15 protein-coding genes and 1 other RNA gene are annotated in these 17,613 nt (G+C 71.2%); 3 read left to right on the forward strand and 13 right to left on the reverse strand.

What is annotated here, in order from left to right:
• Window positions 1-74 precede the first annotated feature (74 nt).
• From AC1PMG_RS17895 to AC1PMG_RS17945, 11 genes are read right to left on the reverse strand one after another with little or no spacing between them, the layout of a single operon-like run.
• Entirely contained in the window at window positions 75-1,016 is a 942-nt protein-coding gene (locus AC1PMG_RS17895; protein WP_481109737.1) for a D-alanine--D-alanine ligase, read from the reverse strand.
• On the reverse strand, window positions 1,013-2,449 hold the full coding sequence (gene murC, locus AC1PMG_RS17900) for a UDP-N-acetylmuramate--L-alanine ligase (protein ID WP_010340124.1): 1,437 nt from the start codon (window positions 2,447-2,449) through the stop codon (window positions 1,013-1,015). Before murC ends, AC1PMG_RS17895 begins: the two co-directional genes overlap by 4 nt.
• A complete protein-coding gene (murG, locus tag AC1PMG_RS17905; protein ID WP_481109738.1) occupies window positions 2,446-3,702 on the reverse strand; it encodes an undecaprenyldiphospho-muramoylpentapeptide beta-N-acetylglucosaminyltransferase in 1,257 nt (418 codons plus the stop codon). The genes murC and murG overlap by 4 nt, the downstream gene beginning before the upstream one ends.
• Window positions 3,699-5,021 carry a putative lipid II flippase FtsW gene (ftsW, locus tag AC1PMG_RS17910; RefSeq protein WP_043093180.1) on the reverse strand — a complete coding sequence of 441 codons (1,323 nt, stop codon included), beginning with the start codon at window positions 5,019-5,021 and terminating at the stop codon, window positions 3,699-3,701. The genes murG and ftsW overlap by 4 nt, the downstream gene beginning before the upstream one ends.
• Window positions 5,021-6,106, reverse strand: a complete 1,086-nt coding sequence (mraY, locus tag AC1PMG_RS17915; RefSeq protein WP_010344435.1) for a phospho-N-acetylmuramoyl-pentapeptide-transferase — start codon at window positions 6,104-6,106, stop codon at window positions 5,021-5,023. Before mraY ends, ftsW begins: the two co-directional genes overlap by 1 nt.
• Window positions 6,096-7,631: a UDP-N-acetylmuramoyl-tripeptide--D-alanyl-D-alanine ligase gene (locus AC1PMG_RS17920; RefSeq protein WP_481109739.1), complete on the reverse strand. Its 1,536-nt coding sequence runs from the start codon at window positions 7,629-7,631 to the stop codon at window positions 6,096-6,098. The genes mraY and AC1PMG_RS17920 overlap by 11 nt, the downstream gene beginning before the upstream one ends.
• Window positions 7,628-9,100: a UDP-N-acetylmuramoyl-L-alanyl-D-glutamate--2,6-diaminopimelate ligase gene (locus tag AC1PMG_RS17925; protein ID WP_481111704.1), complete on the reverse strand. Its 1,473-nt coding sequence runs from the start codon at window positions 9,098-9,100 to the stop codon at window positions 7,628-7,630. The genes AC1PMG_RS17920 and AC1PMG_RS17925 overlap by 4 nt, the downstream gene beginning before the upstream one ends.
• A gap of 8 nt (window positions 9,101-9,108) precedes the next feature.
• Window positions 9,109-10,977 carry a peptidoglycan D,D-transpeptidase FtsI family protein gene (locus AC1PMG_RS17930; protein WP_481109740.1) on the reverse strand — a complete coding sequence of 623 codons (1,869 nt, stop codon included), beginning with the start codon at window positions 10,975-10,977 and terminating at the stop codon, window positions 9,109-9,111.
• Complete coding sequence (gene ftsL / locus AC1PMG_RS17935) at window positions 10,974-11,237, reverse strand: cell division protein FtsL (RefSeq protein ID WP_009576670.1); 264 nt, start codon at window positions 11,235-11,237, stop codon at window positions 10,974-10,976. The genes AC1PMG_RS17930 and ftsL overlap by 4 nt, the downstream gene beginning before the upstream one ends.
• Complete coding sequence (rsmH, locus tag AC1PMG_RS17940) at window positions 11,234-12,283, reverse strand: 16S rRNA (cytosine(1402)-N(4))-methyltransferase RsmH (protein WP_481111705.1); 1,050 nt, start codon at window positions 12,281-12,283, stop codon at window positions 11,234-11,236. The genes ftsL and rsmH overlap by 4 nt, the downstream gene beginning before the upstream one ends.
• Window positions 12,284-12,297: 14 nt before the next feature.
• The gene (locus AC1PMG_RS17945; RefSeq protein WP_010344444.1) at window positions 12,298-12,699 is read right to left on the reverse strand and encodes a division/cell wall cluster transcriptional repressor MraZ; all 402 of its coding nucleotides are present in this window, start codon (window positions 12,697-12,699) and stop codon (window positions 12,298-12,300) included.
• Window positions 12,700-13,070: 371 nt separating this feature from the next.
• Between AC1PMG_RS17945 and AC1PMG_RS17950 the strand changes: the two genes are divergently transcribed.
• Window positions 13,071-13,856, forward strand: coding sequence for an NRDE family protein (locus AC1PMG_RS17950; protein ID WP_481109741.1), 786 nt, complete (start codon window positions 13,071-13,073; stop codon window positions 13,854-13,856).
• Window positions 13,857-14,161: 305 nt separating this feature from the next.
• Here the strand turns inward: AC1PMG_RS17950 and rnpB are convergent.
• An RNA gene (gene rnpB, locus AC1PMG_RS17955) (RNase P RNA component class A) lies at window positions 14,162-14,528 on the reverse strand.
• A 97-nt stretch (window positions 14,529-14,625) separates the two neighbouring features.
• The gene (gene rsmI, locus AC1PMG_RS17960) at window positions 14,626-15,450 is read right to left on the reverse strand and encodes a 16S rRNA (cytidine(1402)-2'-O)-methyltransferase (RefSeq protein ID WP_017914495.1); all 825 of its coding nucleotides are present in this window, start codon (window positions 15,448-15,450) and stop codon (window positions 14,626-14,628) included.
• Window positions 15,451-15,530: 80 nt separating this feature from the next.
• Between rsmI and AC1PMG_RS17965 the strand changes: the two genes are divergently transcribed.
• The gene (locus tag AC1PMG_RS17965; protein ID WP_267097141.1) at window positions 15,531-17,255 is read left to right on the forward strand and encodes a penicillin-binding protein activator; all 1,725 of its coding nucleotides are present in this window, start codon (window positions 15,531-15,533) and stop codon (window positions 17,253-17,255) included.
• Complete coding sequence (locus AC1PMG_RS17970) at window positions 17,245-17,613, forward strand: YraN family protein (protein ID WP_017914048.1); 369 nt, start codon at window positions 17,245-17,247, stop codon at window positions 17,611-17,613. The genes AC1PMG_RS17965 and AC1PMG_RS17970 overlap by 11 nt, the downstream gene beginning before the upstream one ends.

Genomic DNA, 17,613 nt, shown 5'->3' on the forward strand with positions numbered 1-17,613 from the left:
CGCGCAGCAGACCGCGCCGGCAGCGCGCAGCGCCGCTCCTGCGAATCCCCAATCCCGAATGCCCAATCCCGGCTTCACAGCGTCTGCTCCAGGATGCGCCAGCACAGGCCGGCGAAATCCACGCCGAGCTGCGCCGCGGCCTTGGGCACCAGCGAGTGGCTTGTCATGCCCGGCGCGGTGTTGACCTCGATCAGCTGCAGGCCGCGCACGCGGTCGCGCATCACGTCGACGCGACCCCAGCCGCTGCAACCGGCGGCGGTGAAGGCCTGCAGGGCGAGCTGGCGGATCTGGGTCTCGTCCTCCCCCTCCATGCCCGGGCACAGGTACTGGGTGTCCTCGGCGATGTACTTGGCGTGGTAGTCGTACCAGTCGCCGGCCGGCACGATGCGGATCGACGGCAGCGCGACGTCGCCGAGGATGCCGACGGTGTACTCCTCGCCCTGCACCATCTGCTCCATCAGCAGCTCGCCGTGGTAGTCGGCGGCGAAGGCGCGCACCGGCGCCAGGTCGGCCTCGGACAGCACGCGGAACACGCCGACGCTGGAGCCTTCGCAGGCGGGCTTGACGAACAGCGGGTAGCCCAGCGCGGCGGCGGCCGCAGCCAGGTCGGCCTGGGCGTCGATGCGGGCGAAGCCCGGAGTCGGCAGGCCGGCGGCGATCCACACCTGCTTGGTGCGGATCTTGTCCAGGGTCAGCGCGCTGCCGAGCACGTCGGGGCCGGTGAACGGCACCTGCAGCGCGCGCAGCAGGCCCTGCAGCACGCCGTTCTCGCCGTCGCCGCCGTGCAGGATGTTGAACACGCGGTCGACTTCGCCCGCGCGGATGCGCTCCAGCAACGCGGGAATGCCGTCCACCGGCTGCGCGTCGACGCCGCGGCTGCGCAGCGCCTCGAGCACGTTAGCGCCGGAGTTCAGCGACACCTCGCGCTCGCTGGAGCTGCCGCCCAGCAGCACGGCGACGCGGCCGAACGCGGCCGGATCGGTGACGCGCGGCGGCGGCAGGGTCTGCGCGCTCATGCGTCGGCTCCGCCGGCGAAGCCGTGCTGGGCGATGTGCTGGGCCACGTAGCCGATGTCGCCCGCGCCCATCATCAGCAACAGGTCGCCGTCCTGCAGGACGTCCGGCAGTACGCTGTCGAGTTCGCCGACCTGGCCGACCACCACCGGTTCGCTGCGGCCGCGCGCGCGGATCGCGCGCGCCAGCGAGCGTGCATCTGCCCCGGGGATCGGCGCCTCGCCGGCCGGGTAGACCTCGCTGAGCACCAGGGCGTCCACTTCCGACAGCACCGCGGCGAAGGCGTCGAACTGGTCGCGGGTGCGGCTGTAGCGATGCGGTTGGAACGCGACCACCAGGCGCTTGTCCGGCCACCCGCCGCGGGCGGCGGCGAACACCGCGGCCAGCTCGCGCGGATGGTGGCCGTAGTCGTCGACCACGCGCACGCGCGCGCCGCCGGCGGTGGTCACTTCGCCCAGGTCGTTGAAGCGGCGGCCGATGCCGGCGAAGCTCTGCAGCGCGCTGGCGATCGCCTCCGGGGCCACGCCGAGCTGCCAGCCGATGGCGGCGGCGGCGAGTGCGTTGAGCACGTTGTGGCGGCCCGGCAGTGCCAGGGTCACCGGGATGCTGCTGCCTTCCGGCAGGCGCAGGGTGAAGCGCATGCGCGGGCCGTCCTGGACCACGTCCTCGGCGCGCACGTCGGCGTTCTCGCTGAGGCCGTAGCTCATCACGTGGCGCGGCGTCTTCGCCGCCAGCGCGGCCACTTCCGGATCGTCGATGCACAGCACCGCCAGGCCGTAGAACGGCAGGCGCTGCAGGAACTCGGCGAACGCGGCCTGGACCCGAGCGAAGTCGTTGCCGTAGTTCTCCAGGTGATCGGCATCGATGTTGGTGATGACCGAGATCAGCGGGTTCAGGCGCAGGAAGCTGCCATCGCTCTCGTCGGCCTCGGCCACCAGCCACTGGCCGCCGCCGAGCTTGGCGTTGGCGCCGGCGGCGAGCAACTGGCCGCCGATCACGAAGGTCGGGTCCAGCCCGCCTTCGCTGAGCACCGCCGCGGCCAGGCTGGTGGTGGTGGTCTTGCCGTGGGTGCCGGCCACCGCGATGCCGCGGCGGAAGCGCATCAGTTCGGCCAGCATCGCCGCACGCGGCATGATCGGGATGCGCTGGCTGCGCGCCTCCATCAGTTCCGGGTTGTCCTCGCGGATCGCGCTGGACACCACCACGCAGTCGGTGCCGAGCACGTTGGCCGCCGAGTGCCCGCGCATCACCCGCGCACCGAGCTTGACCAGGCGCCGGGTAGCGGCGTTGTCGGCGTTGTCCGAACCGGAGACCTCATAGCCCAGGGTCAGCATGACCTCGGCGATGCCGCTCATGCCGGTGCCGCCGATGCCGACGAAGTGCACGCGCGGAAACGCGCGAACCAGATCGCCGGTGTCGTGGAGACGGCGGATCATTGGGCACCTCCTGCGGAGGTGCCGGGATTGGGCATTGGGGATTGGGGATTCGTGTCGCCGGCGGCCGGTTGCCGCAGCGCTGCACGTTGTACGGGTGTCTGCATGGTGTCCTGCTTGTGCTCCTGCTTTTTGCCAATCCCCAATCCCGAATCCCGACTCCCGGCTTCTTCGAGCACGATGTCCGCGATGCGCTCGGCCGCATCCGGCTTGGCCAGCTGGCGTGCGGCCTCGGCCATGGCCAGGCGCTGCGCGGGCTGTGCCAGCAGGTCGCGCAGCACGCGCTGCAGGTGGCCGGCCAGGGCGTCGTCCTGCTTCAGCAGCACGGCGGCGCCGCGCTCGACCAGGTATTCGGCGTTGCGGGTCTGGTGGTCGTCGACGGCGGCGGCGAACGGCACCAGCACGCTGCCGATGCCGACCGCGCACAACTCGGCCAGGGTCGAGGCGCCGGCGCGGCACACCACCAGGTCGGCCCAGGCGTAGGCGGCGGCCATGTCGCCGATGAAGGCTTCCACGCTGGCAGCGACGCCGGCATCGGCATAGGCGCGCGCGGCTTCCTCGCGCAGCGCTTCACCGCACTGGTGGCGCACCTCGACGGCCGTGCCGAGCGCGGCCAGCGCCTGCGGCAGCGCCTGGTTGAGCACGCGGGCGCCCTGGCTGCCGCCCAGCACCAGCAGCCGCGGCGCGCCGTGGCGCCCGGCCAGGCGCTGCGCCGGCGGCGCCAGCGCGGCGATCTCGGCGCGCACCGGGTTGCCCACCGCTTCCTCGCGCGTGGCGAAGCTGCCGGGGAAGCCGGTCAGCACGCGCCGTGCGACCCGCGCCAGCACCTTGTTGGTCAGGCCCGGCGCGCGATTCTGTTCGTGCACCAGCAGCGGCAGCTTGAGCAGGCGCGCGGCCAGGCCGCCGGGGCCGGCCGCGAAGCCGCCGAAGCTGATCACCGCGCGCGGCGCCCGCCGGCGCAGTACGAAGCCGGCGGCGCGCACCGCGCGCATCACCCGCACCGGCGCGCCGAACAGGGCCAGCGCACCCTTGCCGCGCAGTCCGCCGATCTCGATGGTGTCCAGCTCGATGCCGTGTTCCGGCACCAGCCGCGTTTCCATGCGCCCGGCCGCGCCCAGCCACACCACCGGCACGCCGCGCGCGCGCAGCACCTTGGCCACGGCCAGCGCGGGGAAGATGTGCCCGCCGGTACCGCCGGCGAGGATCATCACCGGTGCCGCGGAAGCAGAAGCAGAGACGGACGCCGAGGCGCTCATCCGAGCCTCCCGAAGGTGGGTTCGACGCGCGGTTGCATGCGGCTGGTGCCGCGCCCCGGGGCGCCGCCCTGGATCGCTGCGGCGACCGCGCTGGCGCTGGCCTCGCGCGCGGCGTGCAGGTCCTCGGCGTTGTCCACGGTCTGCTTGACCGGCATCGCCGCGTCGCTGCGCACCAGCGCCACCTGGCGCTCGGCGCGGTTGAGTTCGTAGGACACGCGCAGCAGCAGGCCCATCGCCACGCAGGTCATCAGCACGCTGGAACCGCCCGCGGAGATCAGCGGCAGGGTCAGGCCCTTGGTCGGCAGGATGCCCAGGTTCACGCCGACCGAGACGAAGCTCTGCAGGCTGATCCACAGGCCGATACCGAAGGCGATGTAGCCGGAGAAGTGGCGCTTCATTTCCACGCAGCGCATGCCCAGCCAGAACGCGCGGCCGACCAGCAGCGCGTACAGGGAAATAATCAGGCACACGCCGACGAAGCCGAGCTCCTCGGCGATGACCGAGAAGATGAAGTCGGTGTGCGCTTCCGGCAGGTAATTGAGCTTCTGCACCGAGCCGCCCAGGCCGACCCCGAACAGTTCGCCGCGGCCCACCGCCATCAGCGCGTTGGACAGCTGGTAGCCGGAGCCGAGCTGGTCGGCCCACGGATCGAGGAAGGAGGTGATGCGGCGCAGGCGGTACGGCTCGAGGATCGCGATGAAGGCGAACACCGGCAGGCCGATCACGATCGGCATCGACATGCGCGGCAGGTTCACTCCGCCCAGCACCAGCATGCCGGCAGTGATCGCCAGCAGCAACGTGGAGGAACCGAAGTCCGGCTGCAGCAGCAGCAGGCCGACCAGCGCCACCGCCACGCCCAGCGGCTTGAGCATCGCCGGCCAGGTGGCGTTGACCTCGTCGCGGAAGCGCACCAGGTAGCTGGACAGCCACACGATGTACAACACCTTCACCGCTTCCACGGTCTGGAAGCGCGAGATGCCCAGGTTGATCCAGCGCCGCGCACCGTTGACGGTGCTGCCCAGGCCCGGCACGAACACCACCAGCAGCAGGCCGAAGCAGGCCAGCAGCAGCAACTGGTTGTACTGCTCGATGTTCTTCAGTTCGGTGCGCATCGCCCAGATCGCCAGGCCGACACCGCCGGCCAGGAACAGCAGATGGCGGCTCAGGTAGTAGAACGGGCTGGTGGTCAGCTCGATCGAGCTGGAGCCGACCATGACCACGCCCAGCGACGCCAGCGCCACCGCGGCGCCGAGCAGCCACGGGTCGTAGCGGCCACCGATGGCCTCCAGGCGGGTCGCTTGGCGGGCGGGGTCGTTCATCAGCGCACCTTCAACGTGGCCAGGCCGACCAGCACCAGCACCACCGAAATGATCCAGAAGCGCACGATCACCCGCGGCTCCGGCCAGCCCTTCAGTTCGAAGTGGTGGTGGATCGGCGCCATGCGGAACACGCGCTTGCCGGTGAGCTTGAACGAGGCGACCTGGATCATCACCGACAGGGTCTCGATGACGAACACGCCGCCCATGATCACCAGCACCAGCTCCTGGCGCACGATCACCGCGATGGTGCCCAGCACCGCGCCCAGCGCCAGCGCGCCGATATCGCCCATGAACACCATCGCCGGGTAGGTGTTGAACCACAGGAAGCCCAGGCCCGCGCCGGCGATCGCCGCGCAGATGATGATCAACTCGCCGGCGCCGGGGATGGTCGGGATCTTCAGGTAGGCAGAGAACACCGCGTTGCCCGAGGCATAGGCGAACACGCCCAGCGCGCAGGCCACCAGCACCGTCGGCATGATCGCCAGGCCGTCCAGGCCGTCGGTCAGGTTGACCGCGTTGGAGAAGCCGACGATCCAGAAGTAGGCGATGGCGACGAAGCTGATCCCGGCCAGCGGCAGCGCGATCGACTTGAACATCGGGATGTAGAAGGTGATCGCCGCCGGCACGTCGGCGGTGTAGTACAGGAACAGGCCCGCGGCCAGGCCGAAGATCGACTGCAGCAGATACTTCCAGCGCGACTTCAGCCCGTTCGGGTCGCGGCGCACGATCTTGATCCAGTCGTCGTACCAGCCGATCACGCCGAACGCCAGCATCACCGCCAGCACCAGCCACACGTAGCGGTTGCGCAGGTCGCCCCACAGCAGCACCGACAGCAGCACGGTGAGCAGGATCAGCGAGCCGCCCATGGTCGGAGTGCCGGCCTTGGAGAAATGGGTCTGCGGGCCGTCCTGACGGATCGGCTGACCACCCTTGAACTGCGCCAGCTTGCGGATCACCGCCGGGCCCAGCCACAGCGACAGGAACAGCGAGGTCAGCGCCGCGAGGATGCCGCGGAAGGTCAGATAGCCGAACAGCCCGAACATGCTTTCGAGCTGCTGCAGCCAGCGGGCGAGTTCAAGCAGCATGCGGCGCCTCCTGTGCCTGGTTCAGCAGCGCACGCACCACGGTGTCCATGGCGCTGCCGCGCGAGCCCTTGACGAGGAGCGTGGCCGGGACCCGGGACCCGGGACCCGGGACCCGTGGGAGCGCGCCATCGGACGGCGCGCTGGTGTTGTCATGCATCGATTCGGTTTCCTGCTCTTGATCCTGCTGTTCCCGGGCCCCGGGTCCCGGGTCCCGGATCCCGGCGACTGCGGCCAGATCGCGCTGCAGCGCCTCGATCAGCGCCGCATGGCTGTCGAAGACGCGGCCGTTCTCGCCGAACGCCTGCGCGGCGTGGGCGCTGAGCGGGCCGAGCGCATACAGCCGGGTCAGCCCGGCATCGCGCGCGCGGCGCCCGCCGCTGGCGTGCAGCGCCTCGGCGCCGGCGCCGAGTTCGCGCATGTCGCCCAGCACCAGCCAGCGCTCGCCGCCGGCCGCGGCCAGGGCGTCGATCGCTGCGGCCAGCGAGCCAGGGTTGGCGTTGTAGCTGTCGTCGATCAGCACCGCGCCGTCGGGCAGCGTGTGGGTGATCTGCCGGCCCGGCACCGGCTGCACCTGCGCCAGGCCGGCGGCGATGCGCGCCGGTGCCACGTCCAGCGCCAGCGCCAGCGCGGCGGCGGCCAGCGCGTTCTGCAGGTTGTGCCGGCCCGGCAGCGGCAGCGTCGCCTCGACGTCGCCGCGCGGGGTGGTCAGTACGAACTGGGTGCGGTCGGCGGCCATGCGCACCTGCGCGGCACCGACCTCGGCGCCCGGCTGCAGGCCGAAGCGCAGCACCTGCGGCCGCGCCTCGCCGGTCGGCAGGCGCTGCTCGAACCACAGGCCGAAGGCGTCGTCGGCATTGATCACCGCGGTGCCGTCGGCCGGCAGCGCGGTGTAGATCGCGCCCTTGGTCTGCGCCACGCCGAGCAGGCTGCCCATGCGCTCCAGGTGTGCGGCGGCGATGTTGTTGACCAGCGAGACCTGCGGCGGCGCGATGTCGGTGAGATAGGCGATGTCGCCCGGCTTGCCGGCGCCCATCTCGTAGATCGCGTAGTCGGCGTCGTCCGGCGCCTCGATCACCGCCAGCGGCAGGCCGATCTCGTTGTTGCGGTTGCCGGGATTGGCGTAGACGCTGCCGCCGTCGATGCGGCAGGCATGCTGCAGGATCGCCAGCAGCAGCGCCTTGACGCTGGTCTTGCCGTTGCTGCCGGTGATCGCGGCCACGCGGGTGGCACGGCCACGCTGCATGCCGGCGGCGATCCGCGCCAGCGCCAGCTCGGTGTCGGCGGCGACGATCTGCGGCAGTTCGATCTGCGGCTGCACGCGCTCCACCAGCAAGGCGCTGGCACCGCGCGCGGCGGCGTCGGCGACGAAGGCATGGCCGTCGAAACGCTCGCCGCGCAGCGCCACGTACAGGCTGCCGGCGGCCAGGCTGCGGGTGTCGTGGCTGATCGCATCGATCGCCACGTCGTCGCCATGCAGCTCGGCACCGGCCCAGTGCGCGATCATCGACAACGGCAGGCGCTTCATCGGGCCGCCTCCGCCGCATGCGCGCGCAGGGCCTGCGCGGCGACCTCGGTGTCGTCGAACGGATGGCGCACGCCGGCGATCTCCTGGTACGGCTCGTGGCCCTTGCCGGCGATCAGCACGATGTCCTCGGCGCCGGCGTCGGCGACCGCCATGGCGATCGCCTGCGCGCGGTCGCGCTGCACCTGCACGGCCTGCATGCCGTCGAAGCCGGCCAGGATGTCGGCGACGATGCGGTCGCCGTCCTCGCCACGCGGGTTGTCGTCGGTGACCACCACGCGCTCGGCCAAGCGCTGCGCGATCGCCGCCATCTGCGGGCGCTTGCCGGTGTCGCGCTCGCCGCCGCAGCCGAACACGCAGATGATGCGGCCCTGCGCGTGCGCGCGCAGGCTCTGCAGCGCCTGTTCCAGCGCATCGGGGGTGTGTGCGTAGTCGACCACCACCAGCGGCTGTGCGCCGTTGCCGCCGAGCCGGTTCATGCGCCCGCGGATCGGCTGCAGTTGCGCCAGGGTGGCGGCGATGCGCACCGGCGCCACGTCCAGCGCGTGCAGCGCGCCGGCCACGGCCAACAGGTTGTCGACGTTGAAACGGCCCAGCAACGGCGACTGCAGCGGATGCCGCTCCTCGCCGATCGCCAGGGTGAAGCCGATGCCGCGCGCGTCCAGGCGCAGCGCCTCGGCGCGCACCTCGGCGCCGTCCTGGCCGCGCGAGCTGACCGCGATGCGGCGCAGCGCCGGATCCAGCGTGCCCAGCAGCTCGCGACCGAACGCATCGTCCAGGTTGACCACCGCCGACTTCAGCCCCGGCGTGGCGAACAGGCGCGCCTTGGCCGCGCCGTAGCTCGCCATGTCGCCGTGGTAGTCGAGATGGTCGCGGGTGAGATTGGTGAACACCGCCACGTCGAAATGCACCGCGTCCACGCGGCCCTGGTCGAGCGCGTGCGAGCTGACTTCCATCGCCACCGCCTGCGCGCCGGCGTCGCGCAGCTGCGCCAGCAGCGCGTGCAGCGGCAGCACCAGCGGCGTGGTGAAGCCGGTCGGCTGCACCTGCCCGTACAGGCCGGCGCCGAGGGTGCCGATGCTGCCGCTGCGCGTGCCCAGCAGGTGCCAGGCCTGCGCCAGCAGTTGCACGGTGGAGGTCTTGCCGTTGGTGCCGGTGACCCCGACCATGGTCATGGTCTGCGACGGATGGCCGTGGAACTGGTCGGCCATCGCGCCCATGCGCGCGCGCAGGCCCGGCACCGCGATCGCATCGGCCGGCGCCGGCAGCTCGGCCGGGGCCGGCGGGTCGTACAGCACCGCGACGGCGCCGTTGGCGCGCGCCTGTTCGACGAAGCCCAGGCCGTGCGCGCCGAACCCGGCGATCGCGACGAAGGCATCGCCCGGGCGCACCGCGCGGCTGTCCATGACCAGCCCGGACACCTGCACGTCGTGCGGCAGCGCCACACCCGGCAGCAGTTGCGACAGCGACATCGCGCGGGTCACTGGCGGGTCTCCTGCAGCGGGGCCGGCAACGCGGCCGGCGCCGGCGGCGCCACCGCGCGCGCGCTGGGCAGCGCGGCATCGACCTCTGCGGCAGCGTCGGGCACGGTGGCCGGATCCGGCTCCACCGGCACCGGCGGCGGCGCATGGCCGCTCTTGCCGGCGGCCTGCGCGGCCAGCCACGACTGGATGTCGTCCGGCGGCACGTCCATCAGCCGCAGCGCGCCTTCCATCACGTTGTGGAACACCGGCGCCGAGACCAGGCCGCCGTAGTACTTGGCGCCCTGCGGGTCGTTGATCACGATGACCGTGGCGAAACGCGGGTTGCTCGCCGGCACCAGGCCCGCGAACAGCGCGTTGTAGTGGCCGCGCTCGTAGCCGCCGGGGCCGGCCTTGCGCGCGGTACCGGTCTTGCCGGCGACGTGGTAGCCCAGGATCGCCGCGCCCTTGGCGCCGCCCTGGGTGACCACGGTCTCCATCATCGCCACCACTTCCTTGGAGATCGCCGGGTCCAGCACCTGCTTGCTGTCCTCGTGCTGGCCCTTGACGAAGGTCGGCGTGACCAGGCGCCCGCCGTTGCCCAGCGCGCAGTAGGCGCGGGCGATCTGCAGCGGCGTCACCGACAGGCCGTAGCCGTAGGACATGGTGGTCTTGGAGGCACCATTCCAGCGCCCAGGCGACGGGAACACGCCGGCCGATTCGCCGGGGAAGCCGCTGTGCGGGGAGCTGCCGTAGCCGTAGCTGTGGACCTGGTCGTAGAAGGTCTGGTCCGGCAGCTTGGCCGCGATCTTGGCCGCGCCGATGTTGGAGCTGCGGGTGATCACCCCGGTCACGGTCAGCACGCCGTTGTTGCGCGGCACGTCCTTGATCGTGAAACGGCCCACCGACATGTAGCCGGGGTTGGTGTCGATCAGCGTGTCCTTGGTCACCACCCCGGCCTTGAGCGCGGTGGAGATGGTCAGCGGCTTCATCGTCGAGCCCGGCTCGACCAGGTCGGTGACCGCGCGGTTGCGGCGCACGTCCGGGTTGACCCCGTTGACCGCATTGGGGTTGTAGGTCGGCAGGTTGACCATGGCCAGGATCTCGCCGGTGGCCACGTCCATGATCACGATCGAGCCGCCGGCGGCCTTGTTCTCCACCAGCGCGTTGCGCAGCTCCTTGTAGGCCAGGAACTGGATGCGGCGGTCGATGCTCAGGGTCAGGTCCTTGCCCGGCTGCGCCGGCTTGACCAGGTCGATGCTCTCGACGATCGCGCCCTTGCGGTCGCGGATCACCCGCTTGGCGCCCGGCTTGCCGCGCAGCCACGAATCGAACGCCAGCTCCAGCCCTTCCTGGCCGCGGTCGTCGATGTTGGTGAAGCCCAGCACATGCGCCATCGCTTCGCCCTGCGGGTAGAAGCGGCGGAATTCGCGCTGCGAGAACACGCCGGGGATGCCCAGCGCGACCACCGCATGCGCCTTGTCCGGATTGATCCGGCGCTTGAGGTACATGAACTCCTTGTCCGCCTTCTGCGAGAGCTTGGCGGTGAGTTCGTCGACCGGCAGCCCCAGCGCCTGCGCCAGCTGCGGGATGCGGTCCGGGCTGCGCAGCAGTTCCTGCGGATTGACCCAGATCGACTCCACCGGCGTGGACACCGCCAGCGGCTCGCCGTTGCGGTCGGTGATCATGCCGCGCGAGGTGGCGATCGGCAGCTCGCGCAGGTAGCGCGCCTCGCCCTGACGCTGGTAGAAATCGCTGTTGATCAGCTGCACGTAGGCCGCGCGGCCGATCAGGGTCACCGAGCACAGGCCCAGCGCCGCGCCGACCAGCACCAGGCGGCCGCGCAGGTTGAAGTTGCTGCGGGGGCGATTGCGGCCGCTCTTGTTCACGGACGCACCACCACGATGTCACCGGTCTCGGGGAACTTCATCCCCAGCCGCTCGCGCGCGACCTGGTCGACGCGATTGCTCTCCGCCCAGGTCGCCTGCTCCAGCTGCAGCCGGCCGAACTCGATGTTCAGCTCGTCGCGGTTGTGCTCCAGCCGCGACAGCTCCACGAACAACTGGCGATGGCGATGGCGCATGTACACCACCCCGATCGCCGAGGCGATGGTGCAGGCGAGCAGCACGATCAGCAGCAGCCGGCTCATTGGGCGTCTCCGTGCGGAGACGCCGGGATTGGGGATTCGGGATTGGGGATGCGGCGGGCGCTCTTCTCGAATCCCGAATCCCCACTCCCCAATCCCAGCTTCTCAGCCACCCGCAACACCGCGCTGCGCGCGCGCGGGTTCACCGCCAGTTCGTCGGCGTCGGCCTTGATCGCGCCGCCGTGCAAGCGCAGGGTCGGCACGAAGGTCGTGGCCTCCGGCAGGCGGCGGTTGCTCGGCGGGGCCTTGGCGTGGCGCTGCATGAACTGCTTGACGATGCGGTCTTCCAGCGAGTGGAAGCTGATCACCGCCAGGCGGCCGCCGGGCTTGAGCCGGGCCAGCGCCGCGTCCAGGCCGGTCTCCAGATCGGCCAGCTCGCGGTTGATGTGGATGCGGATCGCCTGGAAGCTGCGCGTGGCCGGATGGGTCTTGCTGTCGCCGCGCGGCATCACGCCGGCGATCAGCTCGGCCAGCTCGGCGGTGCGGGTCAGCGGCTGCTTCTCGCGGCGGGCGACGATGGCGCGGGCGATGCGCCGGCTCTGCCGCTCTTCGCCGTAGGTCCACAGCACGTCGGCGATCTCGCGCTCGTCGGCGCGCGCCAGCCACTGCGCCGCGCTCTCGCCGGCCTCCGGGTCCATGCGCATGTCCAGCGGGCCGTCCTTGCCGAAGGAAAAGCCGCGTTCGGCCACGTCCAGCTGCGGCGAGGACACGCCCAGGTCGAACAGCACCCCGTCCAGAGCAACGGCGGCGTCCCACTGGCCCAGTTCGGCGAAGCTGCCGCGATAGATGGACACGCGCGCGTCGCCGCCGAACGCATGTTCGGCTTCGGCGATCGCCTCGGGATCCTTGTCCATCACCAGCAGCCGGCCTCCTGGGCCGAGTTTGTGCAGCACCCCGCGCGCGTGTCCGCCACGCCCGAACGTGCCATCCAGATAGATTCCGTTTTCGATCACCTGCAGCCCGTCCAGGACCTGCGCGAACAACACCGGCACATGCGCCGCCGATGGTTGCGACACCGGGAGGTGACCGGCCTGCGCCTGTCCGCGCATCCGGACACCCCGACTCACAACTTCAGATCGAGCAATCCATCGCCCAGATCCTCGTCAGACAACGTCTGCTGGATCAGTGCGCGATGAGCCTGCTCGCTCCACAGTTCGAACTTGTCGCCCATGCCCAACAGCACGGCGCGCTTTTCAATGCCCACCGCGGCGCGATGGCTCGGCGGGATGGTGATGCGGGCGTTGGCGTCCAGCTCCAGCGCGGCCGACGAACCCACCAGCTTCTGCTGCAGGACCCGCACCACGCGCTGGGTGTTGGGCTTGGCCATGACGTCGTCACGGACCCGCTCCCACTCCTTCTCCGCATACAGCCACAGGCAGCCGGCCTCGAACGGGTTGTAGGTCAGCACCAGCCGATTGCCGCTCACGCGCGCGACGAGGTCGCGGTACGCGGTGGGAACCGCCATACGCCCCTTGTCGTCCACAGTGATTGCGGTCTCGCCCTGAAACACGACGCCTGCACCTTTCCGAATCCGCCTGGGCGGTCATTGAACCACGAAAAACCACAAAAAACCCGGTTTCCCCTCAAGTGCCCACCTTAGCAGCGCGCAACGGGTTGTCAACAACTTTGCGAGCGGTAAATCGCTAGCGGGATCAATGGTTTGCAACGATCTTTAGAGACTTGTTCAAGGCTTATCCACAAGTTACTGTTTCGTCTCAAATTTTGAGATTGAACGGAAATTCAGGCCTGTGTACGGGGCGTTAAGGCGGTCGTCACCAGCCGTCGACATGGCGCCCGGGCTCGCACCGCGTTGCGCAAGCGCGCACACTGCCGCGCATGTGTCTGGTCGTTCTCGCGCACGCTGCGCACCCGCGATGGCGCTTGCTGCTGGTCGGCAACCGCGACGAATTCCACGCCCGCCCGACCGCGCCGCTGCAGCGCTGGCCGGCCCCGGCGCAGCGCCTGCTGGCCGGGCGTGACCTGCGCTCCGGCGGCACCTGGGTGGGGCTGGACGCCGCCGGCCGCTGCGCCGTGGTCACCAACGTGCGCGACCCGCTGGCGTCGATGTCCGGCGCCTCGCGCGGCGCCCTGATCGCCGACTACCTGACCGGCACCGAGCCGGCCGCGGCCTTCGCCGACGCGCTGGCCGCGCGCGCCGACGCCTATCCGCCGTTCAACCTGCTGCTGGCCGATGCCGCCGGCGCCGCCTACGTCGGCAACCACCCGCCCGGCCGCAGCGCCCTGGTGCCCGGCGTGCATGGCATGTCCAACGGCGCACTGGACGCGCCCTGGCCCAAGACCCTGCGCCTGCGCGCGGCCGTGACCGCCTGGATCGCCGCCGGCGACGACGACCTGGCGCCACTGTGGCGCGCGCTGGCCGACGAGACCCTGGCCGACCCGGCCGACCTGCCCGACACCGGGGTCGGCGCGGACCTGGAACGGCGGCTGTCGCCGGCCTTCATCCGTGGCAGCGACTACGGCACCCGCGCCAGCACCATCGTCGCGGTGGACGCCGCCGGCCACGGCTGGATCCACGAGCGCCGGTTCGGCCCGGGCGGGGTGTTCCTGGGGGAAACTCGGCTGGAGAACCGGCAGGCGCGACTGGACGCCCGAGCGCCGTGACGCCTGCGCTCAGACGTACGACTGAGCCGCGGCTGCCACCGCACGCGAGGAAAGGCACGGACATGGCGCGCATGGTACGGCGGCGGCTCGGACGGCTGCAGTCTGGACTGAAGGGAGCCTCTGATGACGAGAGGCGCACGCGTAGGAGCGGCTTCAGCCGCGATGAGGCGCTCCCAGGATCGCCCGTCGCGGCTGAAGCCGCTCCTACGAGACAACCTGATCCTTGGCGATAGCAGGCGATTAGAGGCCCGTAAAGGGCTCTCATAGTCGAAGACCCGCTATGGCGCGTCATGGAAAGAAGAAAGTGGCGGAGCCGGCCGATAAGCCGGGTTCTGTCGTGGACAGTCATTCTTCTAGGCGCACCGTCACCGGTACGCTCAAGCAACCTACCCGGACCCGACGCGGGCCGCGCCATGAGGTCCCTATTTGGTCTTGCTCCAGGTGGGGTTTGCCGTGCCGGTCCGTTACCGGACTCGCGGTGCGCTCTTACCGCACCATTTCACCCTTACCGGCCTGCTTGCGCAGACGTAGGCGGTATCTTTCTGTTGCACTAGTCCGTCGGCTCGCGCCGCCCAGGCGTTACCTGGCACCTTGCCCTATGGAGCCCGGACTTTCCTCGGCATCCCCCCACACCGAAATGCGAGGGGATGACGCGACTGTCTGGCCGACTCCGCCGCGCGCATTGTCGCATGCCTATAGGAATAATTTCCCTATCGGCATAATTTCCAATGACCACCAAACGCCTGGACACGCCGACAAGCGCAACGTCTCAACCGCCGTACAACGCCTTGCGCGAAGCACCGGTCAGTTCGGCGGCAAGCTTGGCGGCGGTGGACGGCGGCAGGTGCTCGCTGAGCTTGGCGTAGACGCGGCGGCCTTCGGCCAGCTGCGCGTCGGCGTCGTCGCCGGCGCCCTGCACCATCAGCACGAACTCGCCCTTGCGCTGGTTGTCGTCGGCCTCGACCCGGGCGTGCAGGTCGGCCAGGGTGCCGTCGAGCACGGTCTCGAACAGCTTGGTCAGTTCGCGCGCCATCACCGCCGGGCGGGCGTCGCCGAAGGCGGCGCGGCAGTCGGCCAGGGACTCGGCGATGCGGTGCGAGGCTTCGTAGAACACCAGGGTGCGCGGCTCGCCGGCCAACCGCGCCAGGCGCTCGCGGCGCGCCGAGGCCTTGGCCGGCAGGAAGCCTTCGAAGGCGAAGCGGTCGCTGGGCAGGCCGGCCACGCTGAGCGCGGCGATCGCCGCGCAGGCGCCGGGCACCGGGCTGACCCGTACCCCGGCCGCGCGTGCCGCGCGCACCAGGCGGTAGCCGGGATCGCTGACCAGCGGGGTGCCGGCGTCGCTGACCAGGGCCAGCGACTGGCCCTCCAGCAGGCGCGCGACGATGCGCTGGGACAGCGCCTCCTCGTTGTGTTCGTGCAGCGCCAGCAGCGGCCGCTCGATGCCGAAGTGGGCCAGCAACTGGCCGCTGCGGCGGGTGTCCTCGGCGCAGATCGCCGCCACCGAGCGCAGCGTCTCCTGGGCGCGCGGCGTCAGGTCGGCGAGGTTGCCGATCGGCGTGGCGACGACATGCAGGGTTCCGGGCTGGGCGCTCATCTACGGCTTTCCATGGTCAAGGGTAGAATCGTAGCGGTTTTCCCCGGCGCGCCCGGCGTGCCCAGCCGAATGGACCAGAAATGAACAAGCGATTCGCAAGGATTTCCGCCCTGTCGCTGCTGGCGCTGCTCGTCGCCGGCTGCGCCACCACCAGCGTGACGCCGAGCGCTTCGCCGGCCCAATCGGCCGCGCTGGCGCTGCTGGACCAGGGCAAGCCGCGGGACGCGGCGCAGCAGCTCGAGGCGCAGGCCGCCGGCGCCACCGGCAGCGCCCGCAACCAGTTGCTGGGCGACGCCGCCTTCGCCTGGTACGAGGCCGGCGATACGGCCCGCGCGCGCAGCCTGCTGGCGCAGGTGCAGCCGCGGCAGTTGCCGCCGCTGAGCAAGGTGCGGGTGGCATTGGTGGAGGCCGAGCTGGCCCTGGCCGACCGCCAGCCGGCCAAGGCGCTACAGGCGCTGGGCAGCGATCCGCAGGCGGTGCCGCAGAACCTGCGCGCGCGCTGGCACCTGGCCCGTGCGCAGGCGCTGGAAGGCACCGGCGACGCCACCGCGGCGCTGGACGAACGCGCGCGCGCCGACAACGGCCTCAGCGGCCAGGCGCGCAGCGACAACCAGCGCGCCATCGTGCGCCAGCTGGCCACGCTCAACGATGCCACCCTGCAGGCGCGCGCCGCCGCGCTGCCGGCCGGCGACCCGCTGTACAACTTCGTCGGCCGCGCACTGCTCAGCCGCGGCCTGGCGCTGCCGCGTCCGTTCGACCGCGGCGAGCAGTGGGGCTTCGACACCAGCAAGCGGCCGCCGGCCGAACGCGACGGCTACCGCCCGCCGGCCAAGCTGGCGGTGCTGCTGCCGCTGAGCGGCAGCCTGGCCACCGCGGCCGCGCCGGTGCGCGACGGCCTGCTTGCCGGCTACTACGGCGAGACCCGGCGGCGTCCTGCGATCGACTTCATCGACACCACCGGCACCCCGGCCGGCGCGCTGGCCGCCTACCAGAAGGCGGTCGACGGCGGCGCCGACTTCGTGGTCGGCCCGCTCGGCCGCGACGAGGTGACCGCGCTGTTCGGACGCGACGCGCTGCCGGTGCCGGTGCTGGCGCTGAACCGCGGCACCCACGCGCCGCCGGGCGGCAGCGCCGGTTTCTCGCTGGCGCCGGAAGACGACGGCATCGCCGCCGCCGAATACCTGCTGGCGCACGAGCGCCACAACACCCTGGTGATCGGCAGCAACGACGACACCGGCCGCCGCGCGGTGGCCGCGTTCCGCGACCGCTTCAGCGAGCGCGGCGGCAAGGTCGCCGGCAGCGTCAGCGTGGCCGACACCCCGGGCGACATCGGCGCGCAACTGCGCAACGCCGGCGCCGCCGACTCGGTGCTGCTGGCGGTCAAGGGCAACACCGCCCGCGCGCTGGCGCCCCAACTGGCGCTGGCCGGTTTCGCCGGCAAGACCCGGGTGGCGACGTCGCAGTTGGTGCTGGGCACCGGCAAGCCCGAGGACGACCTGGTGCTGGACGGCATCGTCTACCCGAGCGAGCTGTGGAACGTGCGCGGCGTCGGCGGCCTGCCGGCGGCGACCAGCGTGGCCGACATGCTGCCGACCGCGCGCGGCCCGGCCGGTCGCCTTTTTGCATTCGGCTACGACGCCTGGCAGATCACCGCGTACCTGGAGAAGCTGGCGACCGGCAAGGACAGCGGCCTGCGCGGCGCCACCGGCGTGCTGCACCTGGACGGCTTCGGCAACATCGTGCGCACCCCGGCCTGGTCCACCTTCAGCGGCGGGCGCCCGACCCCGCTGCCCGATGGAAACTGAGCGGCGCCGACGCGGCAACGCGGTGGAAGCGGCGGCGCGCGCCGAACTGGAGCGCGCCGGCCTGCGCCTGATCGCCGCCAACGTCGCCTTCCGCGGCGGCGAGCTGGACCTGGTGATGCAGCAGGCGCAAAGCCTGGTGTTCGTCGAAGTGCGCTACCGGCGCAGCACCGCATTCGGTGGCGGCGCGGCCTCGGTCGACCTGCGCAAGCGCCGCCGCCTGCTGCTGGCGGCGCAACTGTTCCTGGCCGCGCATCCGCAGTACGCCAACTGGCCGTGCCGCTTCGACGTGGTCGAGGCCGAAGGCGATCCGCCGCGGCTGACCTGGCTGCGCGACGCCTTCCGCGCCGAGGATTGCTGA

It is taken from the genome of Xanthomonas sp. NCPPB 2250 (genome assembly GCF_056725265.1).